This window comes from Prevotella sp. 10(H) (assembly GCF_000711235.1).
Lineage (GTDB): Bacteria > Bacteroidota > Bacteroidia > Bacteroidales > Dysgonomonadaceae > Dysgonomonas.
Genome location: NZ_JOMI01000001.1, coordinates 197,577 through 217,215, shown reverse-complemented (window position 1 = coordinate 217,215; position 19,639 = coordinate 197,577). Strand labels below are relative to the sequence as shown.

Here is a 19,639-nt window from a genome sequence, read left to right as displayed (position 1 = left end):
AGTATGAGTATTTTATCACAACAAATAAAGGAATTGTTCGACAGCCAGCTTAGGGAATGGGAGCAGGCAAAAACTAATTACGAAGCACTCAAGAAAGTAAAAACGAGAAATTTTTCTTTCGGCAGCTTTTCGGTAAAAGTTCAGTTCAATCCTGCCCGTATGCATTCGGCTTCTGCGAAAGTAGATGCGGTTTCTATACAGGAACGCAAATGTTTTCTTTGTCCGCAAAACCTGCCGGAACAGCAAAAGGGTATTCCTTATGAAGAAGAATATCAGATACTTGTGAATCCGTTCCCTATATTTCCCGTACATTATACTATTCCGACCTGTGAGCATACCGACCAATTGATTTTGAACCGTTTTGGCGATATGGTGAATTTGGCAGAAGAGTTGCCTGAATATACTATATTTTACAATGGGCCTAAAGCCGGAGCATCTGCCCCCGACCATGCACATTTTCAGGCGGGTATAAAAGGATTTCTACCGATTGAAAAAGATATTTATCCGCTTGAAAAGGACGTCATTTACGAATCGGGTGATATACTGATTTATGCCGTAAAGAGTTATCTCCGCAATTTTTTCCTGCTGCGCTCGAAAGATAAGGAGCGGATAAAAATATATTTCGAAAAGCTTTATAGCTTGCTGGAAATTAAAGAAGATGACAAAGAACCGAAGATGAACATACTTGGCTGGCATGTAGAGGGCGAATATTATTTCTGCATCTTCCCGCGTGAGAAACACCGTCCGGACTGCTTTTTTGCCAATGACGATACGCAGATACTTGTTAGTCCGGGGGCTGTAGATATGGGCGGAGTGCTGATTGTGCCGCAGGAAAAGGATTTCAACAAAATTACTGCTGCCGATATCGAAGATATATATAAAGAGATATGTATCAGTGATGAAGAAATGCAATTGATAATCGATAAGGTAAAGCAAATATAAGATATGGAACCGAAGGTAAATGTCGGTATATTATGGAACAAGGAAATAACCTTTCTTCTCGATGGGGAATATGTATGTGATGAACGTAAAGTATCGGGCGAACATACTGTATCTTATAAAGACAATCAGATATTATGGAACGGTCAAATATACAATGAATTGCTCTTTACTCCCCAAACTGAACAATCGACTTTTATACTCAGAGATGTCGTTATCGGCATCAATTTTCATTGGGAACGCAAAGAAGAACAGCGCTTCCAAGGCGATTTGAAACTGATTGTTGCAAACGGAATGATTACCGCCATTAATCTTATCGGCATTGAAGATTATCTTACCAGTGTTATCTCTTCCGAAATGAGTGCGACGGCCTCGGCAGCATTGCTGAAATCACATGCCGTAATTTCGCGCAGCTGGTTGCTGGCACAGATAGAGAAGAACAAACATATAATTGAAAAGAAAGAAAATTATACTGCTTTCACCGAAACAGAAGATGAAATTATCCGCTGGTACGACCGTGAAGACCATACCGATTTTGATGTATGTGCGGATGACCATTGCCAACGTTATCAGGGGATTACGCGTGTATCTGCTAATGTGAATGTTGTCAGGAAGGCTATAGAAGAAACCAGAGGCTTAGTATTAAAATACGCAGGCGAAATATGCGATACCCGTTTTTCGAAATGCTGTGGTGGAGTAGTGGAGGAGTTTCAGAATTGCTGGGAAGATATAAAACATCCTTATTTGTCGAAACTTCGGGATACGGAAAATGAAAACGACATTCTCGACCTGACAAAAGAAGATAAGGCTGCCCGCTGGATAGAATCGCGGCCTGCTGCATTTTGTAATACACAGGATAAAAAGATATTAAGGCAGGTATTGAATAACTACGATCAGGAAACCACTGATTTTTACCGCTGGCAGGTAGTTTATACGCAAGAAGAATTATCTGCACTTATTTATAAACGTTCCGGTATCGATTTCGGAACTATTGAGGAACTGATTCCTGTAGAGAGAGGTGCTTCCGGACGTCTGATAAAACTAAAAATTGTCGGCTCAAAAAAGACAATGACAATAGGAAAGGAACTTGAAATACGACGTATTCTTTCCGAATCGCATCTCTACAGTTCGGCATTTACAATAAAAAAGCATGACGGTAGCTTTATCCTGCGGGGTGCCGGCTGGGGGCATGGGGTAGGGTTGTGCCAGATAGGTGCGGCTGTAATGGGAGAAAAGGGCTATACATTTGACCGGATACTGCTGCACTACTACCGAGGTGCAAGTTTAGAGAAATTATACTGAGACCAAAATATATACTATGAAAGGAAATAAGAAATCGCCATGGGCATGGATTCCCTCGCTTTATCTCGCGGAAGGGCTGCCCTATGTGGCTGTAATGACTATCTCGGTGATTATGTACAAGCGCATGGGAATATCCAATACCGATATTGCACTGTATACTAGCTGGCTGTATCTGCCATGGGTCATAAAGCCATTCTGGAGCCCGTTTGTCGATTTATTAAAGACAAAACGCTGGTGGATTGTAACCATGCAGTTGCTTATCGGTGCGGGGCTTGCGGGTATTGCCTTTACCATTCCTCTACCGTTCTTCTTTCAGGCTACACTGGCTTTCTTTTGGCTTTTGGCATTCAGTTCTGCTACGCATGATATTGCTGCGGACGGCTTCTATATGCTTGGTCTCGACACTAATCAGCAGGCTATGTATGTCGGAATCAGGAGTACTTTCTACCGTGTTGCAACTATTACAGGACAAGGGCTTTTGATTATCCTTGCCGGATTTTTGGAAAGCACATCGGGCAGCGAACCCATAAAGATAAATATAGAAGCATCGCCGCGCTTTACGCAATCTGCATTATATATTCCGCAAATGAATAATATTGTTGCGCAGGAAGGCGATATTCATTTCGTATTAGACAGGGAAACGGTACAACTGAGTACACAAGGACTCAATAAAGACAGCCTCAAAGTTTTTCTGAATAAAGTATCCGCTCTAAACGAGCAAAACGGCTTTGTAATTAAAGAAGCAGAAAAAGAAGCAGATAGCGACGGTTGGTGGAAAACCAATATATCCCAGCCTTTCGGTAAATGGATAAAAGATTCATTCGGAGAGAAACGCTATGTGGATAAAACAGACCATGCGGGAAATGTGGCAGTCGTAGCCGTACATCTATCCGCCCCGCCTGAAAGGGGTAAAGAAATGGTCCTGAATACCTCTATGAGCAACGGCGATAAAAGTATAGCCATGATACAGGGCGAACGGCTTGCATTCAATGAAAATAACTGGAATAAACCTGCCTATATGGTTTTCCAAGTCGATGAAAAACTAGCTACCGATAGCACAGTGGAATATAAAGGTCTGTCGGGAAACATACCGTTTGCATGGTCTATCACTTTCTTTGTATTGGCCGGACTGTTTATCTTCTTTAGCTTCTATCATCGGGCAGCATTGCCTCGACCTGCATCGGATAAACCGTCGGCAAATGTGACGGCAAGGTCAGTGATGAGGGAGTTTTCTTCGACATTTGTTTCTTTCTTCAAAAAACCGCAGGCTGCAGCGGCTATATTTTTCATGCTTACCTATCGTTTTTCGGAAGCACAACTAATAAAGCTTATCAATCCTTTCTTATTAGATTCTAAGGATGTCGGAGGCTTGGGGCTGACAACAGGCGCAGTTGGACTGGTGTACGGTACAATAGGGATTATTGGCCTTACTGTGGGCGGAATTATCGGAGGATTGGTTGCTGCCAAAGGAGGATTGAAAAAATGGCTGTGGCCGATGGCGCTAAGTATGCTGCTTACATCCGCAACTTTCCTTTACCTTAGCTTTTCACAGACAGATAGCCTGTTATTAATTAATATATGTGTATGTGCTGAGCAGTTCGGATACGGATTCGGATTTACGGCCTATATGCTCTATCTGATGTACTATTCGGATGGGGAACAAAAAACCGCTCATTATGCTATCTGTACAGGCTTTATGGCGCTGGGAATGATGCTTCCGGGAATGTTTGCGGGGTGGCTGCAGGAGCAACTCGGTTATAACAATTTCTTTATCTGGGTAATGATATGCAGTATAATCCCGATAATAGCGGTTGCATTACTTAAAATAGACCCCGATTACGGGAAAGCCAAGAAAGAAAAGGAATTTAACAAATAGCTTTATTCGCGGAAAAAAGTTAAAAAAATGCATAGTTAGTGCTATTTCACTATCTTTACGCCAATAACTTTAATTTTCAAAATACAAAGCCAAGAACATGAAAAACAAATTCAGAAATTTATCATTATTGTGTGTAGCCGGATTTTTCGGATTTACTGCATGCAACACTGCTCAGCAAAATACATTGACTGAGACAGAAAAATCCGAAGGGTGGCAGTTGCTATTCGACGGCCAGACAATGGCAGGGTGGCGCGATTATAACGGCACTTCGCTCACACAGCCGTGGCATGTAGTAGACGGATGCATACAGGCCAAAGGAGACGGCAGCGATGAAAGCGGATACATCGTGACAGAAAAACAGTATGAAAACTTCGAACTGTCGTGGGACTGGAAGCTCTCCAAAGCAGGAAACAGCGGTATGCTGTATCACGTGGTAGAGCGTCCGCAATATAAAGTGCCTTACGTTACAGGCCCCGAATATCAATTGATAGACGCTCCTAATTTCCCTGATAAGCTGGAAGACTGGCAGAATATGGGAGCCGACTATGCCATGTATATCCCTGATACTACCAAGATGAAAGTAAATCCGCAGGGAGAATGGAACAATTCGAAAATCGTATTCGACAACGGTCATGTAGAACATTGGCTCAATGGTCAGAAAATACTCGAATTCGAAGCATGGACAGAGGACTGGCATGCCCGTAAGAACAGCGGTAAATGGACAAATGCTCCGGAATACGGACTTGCAAAGAAAGGTGTTATCTGCCTGCAGGATCATGGTTATCCGGCATCTTTCCGCAATATAAAAATTAAGGAATTACCACGTAAGACAGCAGAAATTAATCTCTTCAACGGTAAAGACCTTAGCGGATGGGATATCTACGGAACTGAAAAATGGTATGTAAAAGACGGATTGCTGGTATGCGAAAGCGGTCCTGATAAACAATACGGCTATCTGGCTACACAGAATTACTATGATGATTTCGACCTTACAGTAGAATTCAAACAGGAAGCGGACGGAAACTCTGGTGTATTTATCCGCTCTTTTATCGAAGAAGGTGTGAAAGTAAACGGCTGGCAGGTTGAAGTGGCTCCGAAAGGCCACGGTACAGGCGGTATATATGAATCTTACGGTCGCGGATGGCTCATCGAAGCGCCTAAGGATAAAGACAATGTATTGAAAGTGAAAGACTGGAATACAATGCGCATTCTCGTACAGGGCGATAAAGTAACCACATGGCTCAACGGTGTGGAAATGGTAAATCTTGAAGACGAAAAGATCGGTAAAGGTCAAGGACGTATTGCACTGCAGATACACGACGGCGGCGGCATCAAGGTATTGTGGCGCAACCTAAAGCTGAAAACATTATAAATAAAGATATTATAAAAAAAGAGAGCAGTTATTTCATATAGCTGCTCTTTTTTATTATAAAAAGTTATTCCATTTTTTTGAAGCTTTAATCGTCACAATAATGACTCCGTTCTTACCTTCTTCTCCATATGTTTCTATCGCAGATTTATCTTTGAGAATAGTAAACGATTCTATATCTCGTACATCCAGCTTTTCAAACTTTTTTTTATCCCGCTGTTTTACCCCATCGATAATAACCAGTGGGGAAGTCGGTGTACCGAATGTTATCATAGAGGGAAGCTCTTCAGGTTTAATAATCCCCGGCTCATTATCGTCTGTAGTGACAGTGGTAACTGTAACAATACGATCTTTAGTTTGCTTTTTTGCATGTTCCTTTGTGGTAACTATTATAACCCCGTTTTTAGCTTTTTTACCATAAGCAGCTATAGCCTCTTTATCTTTCAATACTGTTATGTTATCTATTCGGTCGGGGTCTATTTCAAGGTCTTTCATATTCCCCTTCTTGCCGTCGATAATTACCAAAGGTTCGGAACTTTTATCTGTTCTTACGACCTTGACCTTTACATTTTTAGTAGTGTCTGTCACTTCTTTAGTATCACTTCTGGTGACATACACATCCTGTGCAATCTTAGTACTTGTCTTTTTATGTTGGGTTCCGTATCCGATAACGACTACCGAATCTTCCGGATATTCAGGAATGACATTACTTACAGATACTTCCGGCATCTGCGACACCGAGGTATCGAGTACATAGCGGGGCTCGGCCGATGCCCACACGAACAGGCCGAATATGGGTATGACTGCCAAAACAACAGCCCTCTTCCAAGGCGAACTCTTTGCTTTTTTGATCATTGATAAACGATTTAATGGTTTCGAATAATTGAATGAATTGGAGAAAGAAAATACGGGGCCCTGAAATTTCTGGTTGATCAGCACAGCCTGATACAATGCAGGCGATACACCCGAATCTATCACTGCCTTATCCGCCAGAAATTCATGATTTTCTTTCAGCAATTTCACATATACCCAAGCCAATGGATTGAACCATTGCAGCATAAGCATGCATTCGCTGCAAAGAAGGTCTACCCAGTGTTTTTGGCTTACGTGGGTTATTTCATGTTTCAAGATAAGTTTTTTTTCGGTATCGCTTAACCTGCTTGTGTCTAGCAAGATATAATTCAATACGGTAAAAGGCGAATTCACCTGCCTGTTTTCTATCACATTAAAACCCTTGTCTTTATATATAGTTCCTGTCTTCACCAGCCGGTGAAGTTTGATGTATGAATACGTATTCCTTATTATCAGTATAAAAATACCTGCCAGATAGAGGCCACTAAGAATCATCCAGATACTTATCTGCGACGCAGGCGCAGCCGCTGCAACATTCTCCGCTAAGGTTTGCGTAACCGGAATATTCGAAGCGGGAAGCACTACATCGTAGGTATATTTAATCGCCGGAAAAATAAGCGAAAAGAAAAATCCCGATAATAAAAACAGCCTGTTGAGACGGAAAAATGTTGTAGGACGCAGGAATAATGTGTATATAATGAGGAATACACCGAGGCAAATGCCTGTTTTAGCGATATATATAATCAGTGCTTCCATAATTATTCAGTTTTATTGTTTTCGTTTTCAAGTTCTTTGCGTGTTTCCTCCAGCATTTCGTCCATTTGTTCTACGGTTAGGTTTGTTTCCTTGGCAAAGAACGATATCATAGATGTAAACGACCCGTTGAAATAATTTTTCACGAATCCGAATAGCTGCTTCTTCGAATAGCTTTCTTTTGATATCAGTGCCTTGTAGATGTTTACACGGCCTTCGGTGCGGTGGGTAACAAAGTCTTTTCCTTCCAGTATGGTCAATATGGTTGCAATAGTGGTTCGGGCAGGCTTCGTTTCGGCAAATCCTTTAAGAATGTCCTGTACTGTGCCTTCTTCCATAGTCCACAATATCTGCATCACTTGTTCTTCTGCTTTGGTCAGTTGCATGCTTTTTTCAATTAGATTATGACAAATATATGTCTAATTATTTAGACAACAAAATTTATTGTGTATATTAATACAATATGAAGTTTGTTTTTTAGTTAATTAAATATAATAAAACTCCGGTATAAATGCTTACCTTTATAGCTGTTTTGCATTTTGTATGTTTAAAGAGAAGCATACAGGAGCGGATAAGAACACGTTAAAAAGAATAAACGATTTTGTGCATCAGGAAAGGATTTCAATCTGATTTCTAAAATAGAATATAATGTCGTTAAAACTTAATAATATTAAGCGCTGTAATCTTCGTTAACTATTTTATTTCTATTTTTGCATAATGAGTCAATACTAAACTTGTAAATGAAGAGAATTTTCCTGATTGGATATATGGGCGCGGGAAAAACGACCGCCGGACGTGAGTTGGCAAAAGTTTTAAATCTCGACTTTATTGATTTAGACCATTTCATACAGGCCCGTTTCCAGAAAACGGTCAGCCAGCTATTTCAGGAAGTAGGAGAGAATGAATTCCGTAATATAGAACGCAATATGTTAAAAGAGGTGGGCGAGTTCGAAAATGTGGTTATCTCTACAGGCGGAGGTACACCCTGCTTCTTTGATAACATGTCCTATATGAATAATGCCGGAACGACTGTCTATCTCAAAGCCACGCCGGAAGCCCTTGCATCACGATTGAATACGTGTAAAGACAAACGCCCTTTGATAAAAGATAAGAATGAAGAAGAACTTTATCAATTTGTGGTAGAGAGCCTCGAAAAAAGAAACCCTTATTATTCACAGGCACAGATCATATTCGAAACGGAGGAATTGGTAAACCGTGAAGATGTAAACACATATATACAGCAATTAATTGAGAAATTATGAAATTTATTTCCCTTAAAAAGCTTTTTGCAAGCCTTATCCTATTTGTGCCTGTGAGCCTTATGGTTGCACAAAACAAACAGTATACACTGGATAAGGAAAAAACAGAAATCTCCGTATTGGTAGACCGCACTAAGACCACATATACTGCTGCCGACATGCAATATGGCAAGCGCGGGACAGCGATGTTGGAAGCAAGGATATACGATTTAGGTATCAGTATGGATACTGTCGGATTCTGGTCGGCTTTTTCGGGAAAAGAAAATATATGGAAACTGAATATAAAAGTGCCTGAGGCGAAGCGGTTTTTCATCAGCTTCGACGATTTCTATATTCCGGAGGGTGCACAATTATATGCTTATAATAAAAGCAATACAACAGACGCCGTCATATATACCCATAAAGATAACCCCGGCGGAGGCCCTTATTCGCTCGAAAATATGTCGGGAGATAATGTGGTATTGGAATATGTGACATCAGATAAGGCAACGGAGTCTCCACGTATGGTTTTATCCAATATCGGATATAAATATACTACCGGAACCAATCAGCATAATGATTTTAATACATCTCAACCATGCATGATAAATATCAATTGTCCGGAAGGTGAAAAATGGCAGGATCAGAAAAGGGGAATAGTTTTGCTGAGGATAACGCGAAACAGCAATACTTATCTTTGTTCGGGAACAATGATAAACAATACCACTAACGATAAGACACCTTACCTGCTGACTTCGGAGCATTGTTTCGAAAATATGACGCCGGAATCGATCGCGCCGAATACAGCATTCATTTTCGAATACGAGCTCCCTACATGTGAAATAAAACCCGGTGATAAAGCGCCTAAATATAAATATCATAAAGGTTCGGAAGTTCTTGTGCTGAACCCTATAGAGGGGGGAAGTGATGGAGCGCTTCTTAAACTTTCGGAAAAAATTCCTGACGACTGGGATGTGTATTTTAATGGTTGGGATAGGGAAAATAAGCCGGCAGCGAATGGAGCAGTAATTCATCATCCTAAAGGTGATGTGAAAAAGATATCATTCTATGAAAAAGCGCCTGTATCCGGCAAATGGAGTTCTAAATCGCAGTTCGGTACGCATTGGGTGGTTTATTATTCTGAGGGTGCAACAGAGGGTGGTTCGTCGGGCAGCCCCTTGTTTAATCAGGCAGGGCTGATAACGGGAACTCTCACCGGCGGTGATAATAATTGTAACAATCCTGATATCTCGGATGCATACGGTAAATTATGGTATCATTGGGATCAGTATAAAGATACAGAGCAGCATATGAAGAAATATCTCGATCCTAAAAATTCGGGTGCAACAAAGATAGCGGGTATCAATAATAATATCAATATAGATAAGAATATCGTGCTGGATAATACTGTACTTTCTCTTACCATTGATAAAATGTCAGATGTAAATATTCTGGACGGTAATGGAGAATATACTGCAATATCGTCCGATAACAATGTGGCAACTGTAGAAATTACAGACAGGAAAATAAACATCAAAGGTCTAAACGGCGGTACGGCAGATATAACTGTAACCGATAAGAAGAATAAGAAAGCTATAATAAACGTACGTGTTCACCATGAGATAGAGTATTCCGTAGCTAACAATGAATTGAAAGTCAGTATATATAAAGATGAAGATGCTATAGAGCGTGTCAGAATTATAAACCTTACCGGAAATACTGTTTATGATAAAAAAGGCCTCGATGAAAAAGAACATACGATACCAAGTATAAAGAATTTAGCGAGGGATACCTATATTATACAGGTGTTCACTAAAAAAGGACATAAGGAAGCGAAGAAAATAACATGGTAAAAATAAAATCGGTATACGTCTGCAGCAATTGCGGGAACGACTCGCCTAAATGGTTGGGTAAATGCCCTGTTTGTGGTGAATGGAATACCTATGTGGAAGAAATAATCAGCAAAGATAAATCACCCTCGAAGGTCAGTCCTCACGGATTCGATACGACAAAAGCCAAACCGCTGCTGCTGAAAGATGTGCAGACAGGCGAAGAGCCGCGTATCAACCTGCGCGATGAAGAACTGAACCGTGTGTTGGGCGGCGGACTTGTTCCCGGTTCGCTGGTACTGGTAGGAGGTGAACCCGGAATAGGCAAATCGACATTGATATTGCAGACTGTTCTTGGGCTGAACGAAATAAAGACATTATACATATCCGGTGAAGAAAGCGCCCGACAGTTAAAGCTGCGTGCCGATCGCATCAATTCCGGCAGTGAAAACTGTTTCATTGTCTGCGAAACCAATCTGGAACAGATATTCGTTCATATACAAAACCTAAAACCGGAGTTTGTCATCATCGACTCAATACAGACCATATTTACCGATATGGTAGAATCGTCGCCCGGAAGCGTGTCGCAGGTACGCGAATGCTCGGCAGCCATTCTCAAATTTGCAAAAGAAACGAATACGCCTGTGGTACTCATAGGCCATATAAATAAGGAGGGCAGCATTGCAGGCCCGAAAGTGCTGGAACATATTGTAGATACTGTTCTTCAGTTCGAAGGCGACCAGCATTATATGTACCGTATCCTGCGCAGCATTAAGAACCGCTTCGGAAGTACTGCCGAACTCGGTATTTACGAGATGAGGCAAAACGGCCTGCGGGAAGTCAGTAACCCGTCCGAATTGCTTCTTACCCAAAATCACGAAGGACTCAGCGGGGTATCCATCGCTGCTGCTATCGAAGGTATACGCCCGTTCCTGATAGAAACACAGGCACTGGTGAGTACGGCGGCCTATGGCACACCGCAGCGTTCGGCTACGGGATTTGACCTGCGCCGTATGAACATGCTTCTTGCCGTACTGGAAAAGCGTGCAGGCTTTAAGTTGATACAGAAAGATGTCTTCCTGAACATAGCAGGCGGACTGAAAGTAAACGATCCCGGCATGGACTTATCGGTTATCAGCGCGGTGCTTTCGTCGAGCCTCGATATTTCTATCGAAAAGCATGTATGCATGACGGGAGAGGTCGGTTTATCGGGCGAAATACGTCCGGTTAACCGTATAGAACAGCGTATACTTGAAGCCGAAAAACTCGGTTTCTCCAAAATACTTATACCTCAGAACAATCTGAAAGGTTTCACATCGAAAGTAAATATTGAAATCGTACAGGTGAGGAAAGTAGAGGAAGCTCTCAGGCAGTTGTTCGGATAAAATATTGTTATTTTGCTTTAGCGGGTTCTGGTAACACTCATATAAGTCTACGTTTAAAAAGATAGTTAATTTCTTGCCATAAAGGAAAAAATCTAATATAAAAGCAAAACACATGAAAACTTTATCTTATTTATTATTTATCGCTATCTCTTTTTGTATCAGCCTGAATGGATATTCACAAGAACTGACTAATAAACAAAAAGAGAAGATCAATTCTGAGATTGCAACGGCTTTTGAGAAAAGTGTCCAAGCTTCCGAAAGCTTCAATTCTAAAATGCTGGCGGATAATGTGGATGATAGTTTACAAGCCGGATTTATTGTCAACGGGCAATTCTTTCAGCTTTTCAGTCAGGTAATGGCAGATTTTGAAGAAAAGAAGAGAGGCTGCATATCGCAGGAAATTAATGTCGTCGATAAAAAGATTACAGTTCTGGCTGACAATGCAGCATTGCTCACCACATCGGGAAACTATTCGTTAGCGCTCGAAGACGGCCGCACTTTAACAGGAAAGTTTGCGTGGACATTAATATATTCGAAAGTGAAAGGAGATTGGAAAATCATCCATTCACACATGTAAAATACCGGGATAGAAGTAACTTTGGTATTTGACAAAATCACAATTTAAAAAAATATGCAAGATAAAAAAGTATTAGTGTTTTTGGCAAAGGCATTTGAAACCATGGAGTTTTCTGCTTTTATAGATGTTCTTGGTTGGGCCAGAGTGGATTATGGACATAATTTGTTCGTTGATACTTGTGGCTTTACTGAAAAAGTTATAAGCACATTTAATATACCTGTCATTGTAGATAAAACCATTGGAGAAATAAACGTTGACGAATATGACGCCTTAGCAATACCGGGTGGATTTAGTGAATTTGGCTTTTATGAAGAAGTGTATGATGAAAGATTTTTAGAATTAATCAGGGAATTTAATACAAAAGGTAAAATCATAGCGTCAATTTGTTCTGCGGCTTTCCCTTTAGGAAAAAGCGGAGTTCTTAAAAATCGTAGAGCAACTACTTATCACTTAAAAGACGGATATTTTCAAAAAAAGCTGGAAGAATTTGGAGTGAATGTTGTTAATGAGCCAATAGTAATCGATAATAATATTATTACCTCTTATTGCCCGGAGACAGCCGCGGGAGTCGCATTTGAATTATTAAAAATGCTGACCTCAGAAGAAGACACGGCAGTAGTAAAAACAGCTATGGGATTTTAAGCAAATCAATCTAATTGTTTTTTTCGGGTAGAAGAAAGATACTTTCAACTATGGAAAACGTACCGTTCTGGGCATTGACAGTCGCTTATTCGGCTCATATTCTCGAAGAATATGTACTGGACTGGAAAACATGGGCGGAAAAGACTTCCGGCCTGAAAATGGAATGGACGGAATTTCTGATAGCTAATTTTGCAGTTATTGTATTAGGTATCTGCTGTTCGGCAGTGGGTTGCGACTGTCCTGTCTTTGCATATCTTTTTGTCGGGCTGGCTGCTGTGAATGCACTATTTGCGCATATTGGAACTACGATTGTAAAACGGAAATTTTCACCGGGGCTGATCACATCCGTTTTCTTCTTTATACCGCTGTGTGTATGGGCATATAAGATTGCATACGATCGAGGGATATTGACAGTTCCGTTTATGCTGATAAGCCTTATAGGCGGATTTCTTATCATGTCGTTTCCGGTGATTTTGCAGATGATAAAGAATAAAATGGGAAAATAAACCTAAACGATTATATGCTATCTGTCGTTTCTCATACATAAGTCCGTAAGGATTCAACTTTATACAATCAGTAAAAAAATTAAATAAAACAACATTTATCCGCTTTCTCCTATTTTTATACCACGCCAACGGGTGCAAATAATAAAAATGTAACTACATTTGTGTTTTGGATTTTGTCCGCTCAGGGACATTATCGGGTAGTAAGACAGATACACTTCCATCAAAAAAGTAGAAGAATTGTGAAGACTCTTATTGATATCGAAGACTGGAACCGGAAAGAACATTTTTATTTTTTCAAGGCTTTTGACGATCCTTTTTTCGGTATGACAACCAATGTCGATTTTACACCTGTTTATGAGCATAGCACAGCAACAGGCACTTCTTTTTTTCTCAATTCACTGCACCGGATAATGCAGGCGGTAAATGCTGTCGAGCTATTCCGATACAGGATAGAGGGAGAACAGCTTTTTTGTTACGATATCATTCATCCGGCATCGACTATCGGGCGCGAAGACGGAACATTCTCTTTTTCTTTCTTCGAATACGATACCGATATAGACATTTTCAGACAGAATGCATCGGACGTTATCCGGCAAATACAGCATACATCGGGTATCGGTATGGACGAGAATGCTCTCAGGAACGATGTAATACATTATTCATCCGTGCCATGGGTGCAATTTACCGAGATGAAACATACCATGTCTTTAGGGAGTAAGGGCTCGATACCTAAAATATCTACGGGAAAACTTTTCCGCGAAGAACAAAAAATGATGATGCCTGTTTCTATAACTGTAAATCATGCCGTAATGGACGGATTGCATGTCGGGCAATTTTTGGGGGAACTAAATGAACAAATCCATTCAGATTAAAAAAGTAAAATTATAATGACCTATAGGGAGACAGTAGAATATCTATACAATCAATTGCCGGTTTACCAGAAGACAGGCGGCAATGCATACAAGGAGGGCCTCGACAACAGCCTGAAACTGGATGCGTATTTTTCTCATCCGCACACCAAATATAAGACAATACACGTTGCCGGAACCAATGGCAAAGGCTCTGTTTCTCATTTGCTGGCCGCTATTCTGCAGGAAGCAGGCTACAAAGTAGGTTTGTATACTTCTCCGCATCTGCTCGATTTTCGGGAACGTATACGCATCAACGGAGAAAAAATTTCACAACAATACGTTACGGATTTCGTGGATCTCTACCGCGAAGATTTTGAACCGATAGAACCTTCTTTTTTCGAACTGACAATGATGATGGCTTTCCAGTACTTTGCCGACATGGAGGTCGATATCGCCGTTATTGAAGTCGGTTTGGGAGGCAGGCTCGACAGTACGAATATTATAACTCCCGTTTTGAGCATTATTACTAATATCAGCTTCGATCATATGCAGTTTCTGGGTAATACACTGGATAAAATAGCTGCAGAGAAAGCCGGAATTATCAAAAAAGATATACCTGTAATAATAGGCGAAGCAGAAGATGAAGAGGTAAGGAATGTATTTAAGGAAACTGCCGAAAGGGTAGGAGCCCCGATTACATTTGCCGAAGACGATCATATTATTCAGTCGAGCCTGAAAACAGCAAGCGGATGGCTATTCGATACGAAATATTATCTGCACCTGAAAGGTGAATTGTCGGGCTATGCACAACAGAAAAATGCGGCAACAGTGCTTTGCGCCGTAAAGGAACTGCAGAAGCAGGGCAATGTAATACCGTCGAAAGCTATATATAATGGTTTTGCCTACGTAACAAAACTTACGGGGCTGATGGGGCGCTGGCAGGTCATACAGGATATGCATCCGAAGATTGTCTGCGACACAGGACATAACCTTGCGGGAATGGAATACATAGTCAGTCAGCTTAAAAGCGAACGGTATTCTACACTGCATATTATATTAGGCATGGTAAACGATAAAGACATCTCGGCGGTACTGTCGTTATTGCCCCGCAATGCTATCTATTACTTCACAAAGGCTGCAATTCCCCGCTCGATGAACGAAATGAAGCTGAGGGCATTGGGCGAAAAGAAAGGCCTTATGGGTTATTCTTATCCTACCGTTGCCGAAGCTGTACAGGCTGCAAAAGACTGGGCTGCGCCGAATGATTTTATCTTTATCGGCGGCAGTAACTTCGTAGTAGCCGACGCCTTGGAATATCTGGGCTATAAGTAAGTTAAAAATCAGAATAATTTTATCTATAATATGTGGGCCGATAGTATATTGCTATTGGCTTGTGTCGTTCTTTGAAATAGGATTTTAGTTACGAGTTACTTCGCCCTTCGGGCAGTTACAGGTTACGAGTTTTTGTTTTTCATTGTCCATTATCAATTGTCAACTTTGCTCTCAAAGCGTTACTTTTGTTACCTTTTGCGACTTTGCGTCTTTGCGAGAAATATTGTTGACTGCTAACTGGAAAATCCGTTACATTCGTTACTTTTTAACAATTCAATTTAACACAAAGCAATGGATGAAACCGGAAATTATTAATTATTCATTCCTAATTATTAATTGATTTCCGTTACTTTTGTTACTTTTTATAACCACTGATTATAGACTAACAATATAACAATAATGCTACAGTTCAATATCGAAAAACCAAACGACGAAGTTCGTTCCTATCTGCAGGAAAAAATAGATAACCTGACAAAGCCTAAAGGTTCGTTAGGCGTATTGGAAGACCTTGCCATGCAAATAGGCTGGGTACAACAATCGTTGAACCCGAAACTTACTAATCCCTGCCATATTGTTTTTGCAGGCGATCACGGCATAGCCGCAGAGGGAGTAAGCCCATCGCCGCAAGAAGTAACCTATCAGATGATTCTGAATTTTTGGGCAGGCGGTGCAGGCATCAATTTCCTGGCGCGTCAGCACGGTTTCAACCTAAAAGTAGTAGATGCAGGCGTCAATTTCGATTTTAAGCAGGACGACCCTATTATAGATAAGAAGATACGCAAAAGCACCCGCAACTATCTGCATGAAGCGGCAATGACGCATGAAGAAATGGAACAGGCTGTCCGGTACGGTGCAGAATGTACACAGGCATGCTTCGATGAGGGGTGTAATGTAATCGGCTTTGGCGAAATGGGAATAACCAATACATCGTCGTCTTCGCTGTGGATGACTTACCTGACGGGAATTCCGCTAGACCAGTGCATCGGTGCGGGTTGCGACCATACGGGTAATATTATCAGCCACAAGTACAATGTATTGAAGCGTTCGATGGAAAACTATAAGGGAGATACTTCGCCCGAAGATATCATGCGCTATTTCGGCGGCTATGAAATGGTAATGACAGTAGGGGCGATGCTTAAGGCTGCGGAACTGAAAATGATTATCCTAGTCGACGGTTTCATTATGACAAACTGCCTGCTGATGGCTTCCCGCTTGAACGAAAATGTATTGCATTACGCTATCTTCGGTCATCAGGGCGACGAAGCAGGACACAAGCTGGTTCTCGATTACCTGAAAGCAAAACCGATACTGAATCTCGGTTTGAGGTTGGGAGAGGGTACAGGAGCATTGTGCGCTTACCCGATTGTGGCTTCCGCTATACATATGATAAACGAGATGCATTCCTTTAAAGAAATAAAAGTGACAAAATACTTCTAGGATGAAGAATATTGCTGCCGCCCTTGTTTTCTTTACACGCCTGCCGTTCTGGCGGCTGAAGGCCTTTAACGTCCCTGCGGAATATTATAAGCAGGTGGTGAATTACTGGCCTGTAGCAGGGTGGCTCACAGCGGGAGTAATGGCAGGAGTATTATGGTGTACGGCACAGGTTTTGCCCTTATCTATAGCGGTGATTCTGGCTATACTGAGTAGGGTGCTGATAACGGGAGCTTTACACGAAGACGGTCTGGCTGATTTTTTCGACGGTTTCGGCGGTGGGAATACAAAGGAACGGACGTTGGCGATAATGAAAGATTCACATATTGGTACTTATGGGGTTATCAGTCTGATATTCTATTTTTTATTGCAATATTCATTGCTGAGCCAGTTTAGTCTTGAAATGACTTGTTTAGTGATTCTTGCAGCCGACCCTTTGTGTAAACTTACTGCGTCATTGATAACGTTATTCTTACCTTATGCCCGCAACGAAGAAACAAGCAAGGCAAAAGTAGTATATAATAAAATGTCGGTTAAGACAGGATTAATTGCTGTTATATTCGGCTTATTACCTCTTATATTATTACTTGATTTACGCTTTTGGCCTGCAATAATATTCCCTATCTTTGCCTTTACAGGATTGATTTTGCTAATGAAAAAGAAAATACAGGGCTATACGGGCGATTGCTGCGGAGCATTGTTCCTGATGTGCGAACTGTCTTTCTATCTGGGAGTTGTAATGATAATGACAATAAAGAGCGGTTTATGAAAGTATATATAATACGGCATACGGCAGTGGGAGTGAACGGGGTGTGTTATGGTCAGACGGATGTTCCGCTGAAAAATACTTTCGAAAGCGAAGCTGAAATAGTGAAGCAAAACCTTAAGGATATTCACTTCGATGCCGTCTTTTCCAGCCCATTGAGCCGTGCAAAAAAATTGGCAGAGTATTGCGGCTACGAAGACATACAACTGTATGACCGGCTGAAGGAACTTCATTTCGGTGACTGGGAGATGCATCCCTGGGACAAACTGGATATGAGTATATGGGAAAAAGATTGGGTAAATACCGCTGCACCAAACGGGGAGTCGTTCCGGCAGATGTATGAGCGAGTGGCTTCTTTTCTGGATGAGCTGAAAGAGCAGGATTATTCTACGGTGGCTGTCTTTGCTCATGGTGGGGTAATCAATTGTTTTAAGGTGTACTTCGGTAAAACGGATTTGGAGGGGGCATTCGACGATTTGTCGGAATATGGGCAGATATCGGTCTTTGAATTATGATAATAATGTGTAAATAAACAGAGAGAAAGATGTCAGATATGGCATCTTTTTCCGGTTAAAAAAAGTAGCTAATAATTTGTTTCTTTGAATTTTGTTTATATCTTTATGATATCATTTTAATATCAAATTAATTAATTATGAAAACACAGGAAATAACATTTAAAGGTACTTGTATCTCCGGCTTTCTAGCCTTATTTTTCGATATTGTCATATTGGGTATTAGTATCTGGGCTGTTGCAAGTGGATTGATCTGGGCTATACCTCTGGGAATGCTGGGTATCTTTCTGGTACCTGTTTCTTTTTTCGGATTTATGGTCGTGGAGCCTAATAATGCGCGGGTTATGATTTTCTTCGGGAAATATAAAGGAACAATTACAAATAATGGCTTTTTCTTTGTAAATCCTTTTTACAGCAAAAAGAAAATAACCTTGCGCGCCCGCAACCTCGACGTTCCGCCAATCAAGGTAAACGACAAGGTAGGCAATCCTATTATGATCGGTTCTGTATTGGTCTGGCGTGTAAAAGATACTTACAAAGCCATGTTCGATATCGATACATCTTCTATTTCGGGCATTGCTCCCGGTGCTCCAAATTCTTATGTCCAGTTTTCGAACCGTATGCAGTCATACGAAAACTTTGTAAAAATACAGAGTGATGCTGCCCTTCGTCAAGTTGCCGGCATGTATGCTTACGATAGTAATGAAAGTAAGAATTTTGACGTTACTCTGCGGTCTGACAATGGTGAAATAAGCCAGAAACTTGAGGAAGAACTCAATAGCCGCCTCGAAATAGCTGGCATAGAAGTTATCGAAGCCCGTATCAACTATCTGGCTTATGCTGCCGAAATTGCCAGCGTAATGCTTCGCCGTCAGCAGGCCGATGCTATTATCTCTGCCCGCGAAAAGATTGTGGAAGGTGCGGTAAGTATGGTACAACTGGCGCTCGATAAGCTTCAGAGAGAAGAAATAGTAGAGCTGGACGAAGAGCGCAAGGCAGCAATGGTAAGCAACCTGCTGGTTGTACTATGTGCCGATGAAGCAGCCCAGCCTATTGTGAATGCGGGTACGCTTCACCATTAGTTAAGTAAACATTTACATTGTGGCTAAAAAAGAATCGACTACAAAAAGCTTTGTTCTCCGTATCGATCAGGATATGATGGATGCCATAGAAAAGTGGGCTGCGGATGAATTCCGCAGTACCAACGGGCAGATACAGTATATCCTCGATCAGGCTTTGCGTAAGGCAGGGCGTGTTAAGAAAGATAAGAAAGAGTAAGAGCCTCCCCAAAGTCTATGAGGGAGGGGCTCAACTTTATATACTTACAGATGTTTTATATTGAAGAGGCGATACGATTGCCTCTTTACTCATTATAAGCATTTTTCCATAAATTATCTTAACAATTACCATTTTCATTAAGATAGGTTTGTGCCGATAAGGAAAAATCTCTTTTTTTTGATAATTTTGTACCACTTA

18 protein-coding genes and 1 pseudogene are annotated in these 19,639 nt (G+C 41.2%); 17 read left to right on the top strand and 2 right to left on the bottom strand.

The annotated features are described in order from the left end of the window. Window positions 1-3 precede the first annotated feature (3 nt). From K348_RS0100950 to K348_RS0100935, 4 genes and pseudogenes are all read left to right on the top strand, one after another. Complete coding sequence (locus K348_RS0100950) at window positions 4-942, top strand: DUF4922 domain-containing protein (RefSeq protein ID WP_029902031.1); 939 nt, start codon at window positions 4-6, stop codon at window positions 940-942. A 3-nt stretch (window positions 943-945) separates the two neighbouring features. Further along, the gene (locus tag K348_RS0100945) at window positions 946-2,241 is read left to right on the top strand and encodes a SpoIID/LytB domain-containing protein (protein ID WP_029902028.1); all 1,296 of its coding nucleotides are present in this window, start codon (window positions 946-948) and stop codon (window positions 2,239-2,241) included. Between the two features lie 16 nt (window positions 2,242-2,257). Continuing rightward, window positions 2,258-2,761 (top strand): annotated as a pseudogene (locus K348_RS19550) (MFS transporter); the annotation flags it as partial. Window positions 2,762-4,214: 1,453 nt separating this feature from the next. Then, the gene (locus tag K348_RS0100935) at window positions 4,215-5,489 is read left to right on the top strand and encodes a DUF1080 domain-containing protein (RefSeq protein WP_029902025.1); all 1,275 of its coding nucleotides are present in this window, start codon (window positions 4,215-4,217) and stop codon (window positions 5,487-5,489) included. 54 nt (window positions 5,490-5,543) lie between these two features. Here the strand turns inward: K348_RS0100935 and K348_RS0100930 are convergent, their stop codons facing one another. Both K348_RS0100930 and K348_RS0100925 read right to left on the bottom strand, forming a co-directional pair. Continuing rightward, on the bottom strand, window positions 5,544-7,094 hold the full coding sequence (locus tag K348_RS0100930; protein ID WP_029902023.1) for a M56 family metallopeptidase: 1,551 nt from the start codon (window positions 7,092-7,094) through the stop codon (window positions 5,544-5,546). A gap of 2 nt (window positions 7,095-7,096) precedes the next feature. Beyond that, window positions 7,097-7,477 carry a BlaI/MecI/CopY family transcriptional regulator gene (locus K348_RS0100925; protein ID WP_029902021.1) on the bottom strand — a complete coding sequence of 127 codons (381 nt, stop codon included), beginning with the start codon at window positions 7,475-7,477 and terminating at the stop codon, window positions 7,097-7,099. A gap of 354 nt (window positions 7,478-7,831) precedes the next feature. On the opposite strand from K348_RS0100925, the gene K348_RS0100920 reads away from it, so the two are divergent. The 13 genes from K348_RS0100920 to K348_RS18935 all read left to right on the top strand — a co-directional run bounded on the left by K348_RS0100920 (window position 7,832) and on the right by K348_RS18935 (window position 19,441). Continuing rightward, entirely contained in the window at window positions 7,832-8,353 is a 522-nt protein-coding gene (locus K348_RS0100920; protein WP_029902019.1) for a shikimate kinase, read from the top strand. Further along, the gene (locus K348_RS0100915) at window positions 8,350-10,182 is read left to right on the top strand and encodes an Ig-like domain-containing protein (protein ID WP_029902017.1); all 1,833 of its coding nucleotides are present in this window, start codon (window positions 8,350-8,352) and stop codon (window positions 10,180-10,182) included. Before K348_RS0100920 ends, K348_RS0100915 begins: the two co-directional genes overlap by 4 nt. Then, window positions 10,176-11,543, top strand: a complete 1,368-nt coding sequence (gene radA / locus K348_RS0100910; RefSeq protein WP_029902015.1) for a DNA repair protein RadA — start codon at window positions 10,176-10,178, stop codon at window positions 11,541-11,543. Before K348_RS0100915 ends, radA begins: the two co-directional genes overlap by 7 nt. A 112-nt stretch (window positions 11,544-11,655) precedes the next feature. Next, window positions 11,656-12,120 carry a nuclear transport factor 2 family protein gene (locus K348_RS0100905; protein ID WP_029902013.1) on the top strand — a complete coding sequence of 155 codons (465 nt, stop codon included), beginning with the start codon at window positions 11,656-11,658 and terminating at the stop codon, window positions 12,118-12,120. Between the two features lie 54 nt (window positions 12,121-12,174). Beyond that, window positions 12,175-12,762 carry a DJ-1/PfpI family protein gene (locus K348_RS0100900; protein ID WP_029902010.1) on the top strand — a complete coding sequence of 196 codons (588 nt, stop codon included), beginning with the start codon at window positions 12,175-12,177 and terminating at the stop codon, window positions 12,760-12,762. A 50-nt stretch (window positions 12,763-12,812) separates the two neighbouring features. Further along, window positions 12,813-13,268 (top strand): HXXEE domain-containing protein, encoded by a 456-nt coding sequence (locus K348_RS0100895; protein WP_029902008.1) that lies wholly within the window; start codon window positions 12,813-12,815, stop codon window positions 13,266-13,268. Window positions 13,269-13,507: 239 nt separating this feature from the next. Next, window positions 13,508-14,140, top strand: a complete 633-nt coding sequence (locus tag K348_RS0100890; RefSeq protein WP_029902006.1) for a chloramphenicol acetyltransferase — start codon at window positions 13,508-13,510, stop codon at window positions 14,138-14,140. A gap of 15 nt (window positions 14,141-14,155) precedes the next feature. After that, window positions 14,156-15,451, top strand: coding sequence for a folylpolyglutamate synthase/dihydrofolate synthase family protein (locus K348_RS0100885; RefSeq protein WP_029902004.1), 1,296 nt, complete (start codon window positions 14,156-14,158; stop codon window positions 15,449-15,451). A gap of 399 nt (window positions 15,452-15,850) precedes the next feature. Continuing rightward, on the top strand, window positions 15,851-16,888 hold the full coding sequence (gene cobT, locus K348_RS0100880; RefSeq protein ID WP_029902002.1) for a nicotinate-nucleotide--dimethylbenzimidazole phosphoribosyltransferase: 1,038 nt from the start codon (window positions 15,851-15,853) through the stop codon (window positions 16,886-16,888). 1 nt (window position 16,889) lies between these two features. Further along, window positions 16,890-17,654, top strand: coding sequence for an adenosylcobinamide-GDP ribazoletransferase (gene cobS, locus K348_RS0100875; protein ID WP_029902000.1), 765 nt, complete (start codon window positions 16,890-16,892; stop codon window positions 17,652-17,654). Beyond that, on the top strand, window positions 17,651-18,166 hold the full coding sequence (cobC, locus tag K348_RS0100870) for an alpha-ribazole phosphatase (protein ID WP_029901998.1): 516 nt from the start codon (window positions 17,651-17,653) through the stop codon (window positions 18,164-18,166). The genes cobS and cobC overlap by 4 nt, the downstream gene beginning before the upstream one ends. Window positions 18,167-18,303: 137 nt before the next feature. Continuing rightward, a complete protein-coding gene (locus K348_RS0100865) occupies window positions 18,304-19,245 on the top strand; it encodes an SPFH domain-containing protein (protein WP_029901996.1) in 942 nt (313 codons plus the stop codon). A 19-nt stretch (window positions 19,246-19,264) separates the two neighbouring features. Then, on the top strand, window positions 19,265-19,441 hold the full coding sequence (locus K348_RS18935) for an Arc family DNA-binding protein (protein ID WP_081852478.1): 177 nt from the start codon (window positions 19,265-19,267) through the stop codon (window positions 19,439-19,441). Window positions 19,442-19,639: the final 198 nt, after the last annotated feature.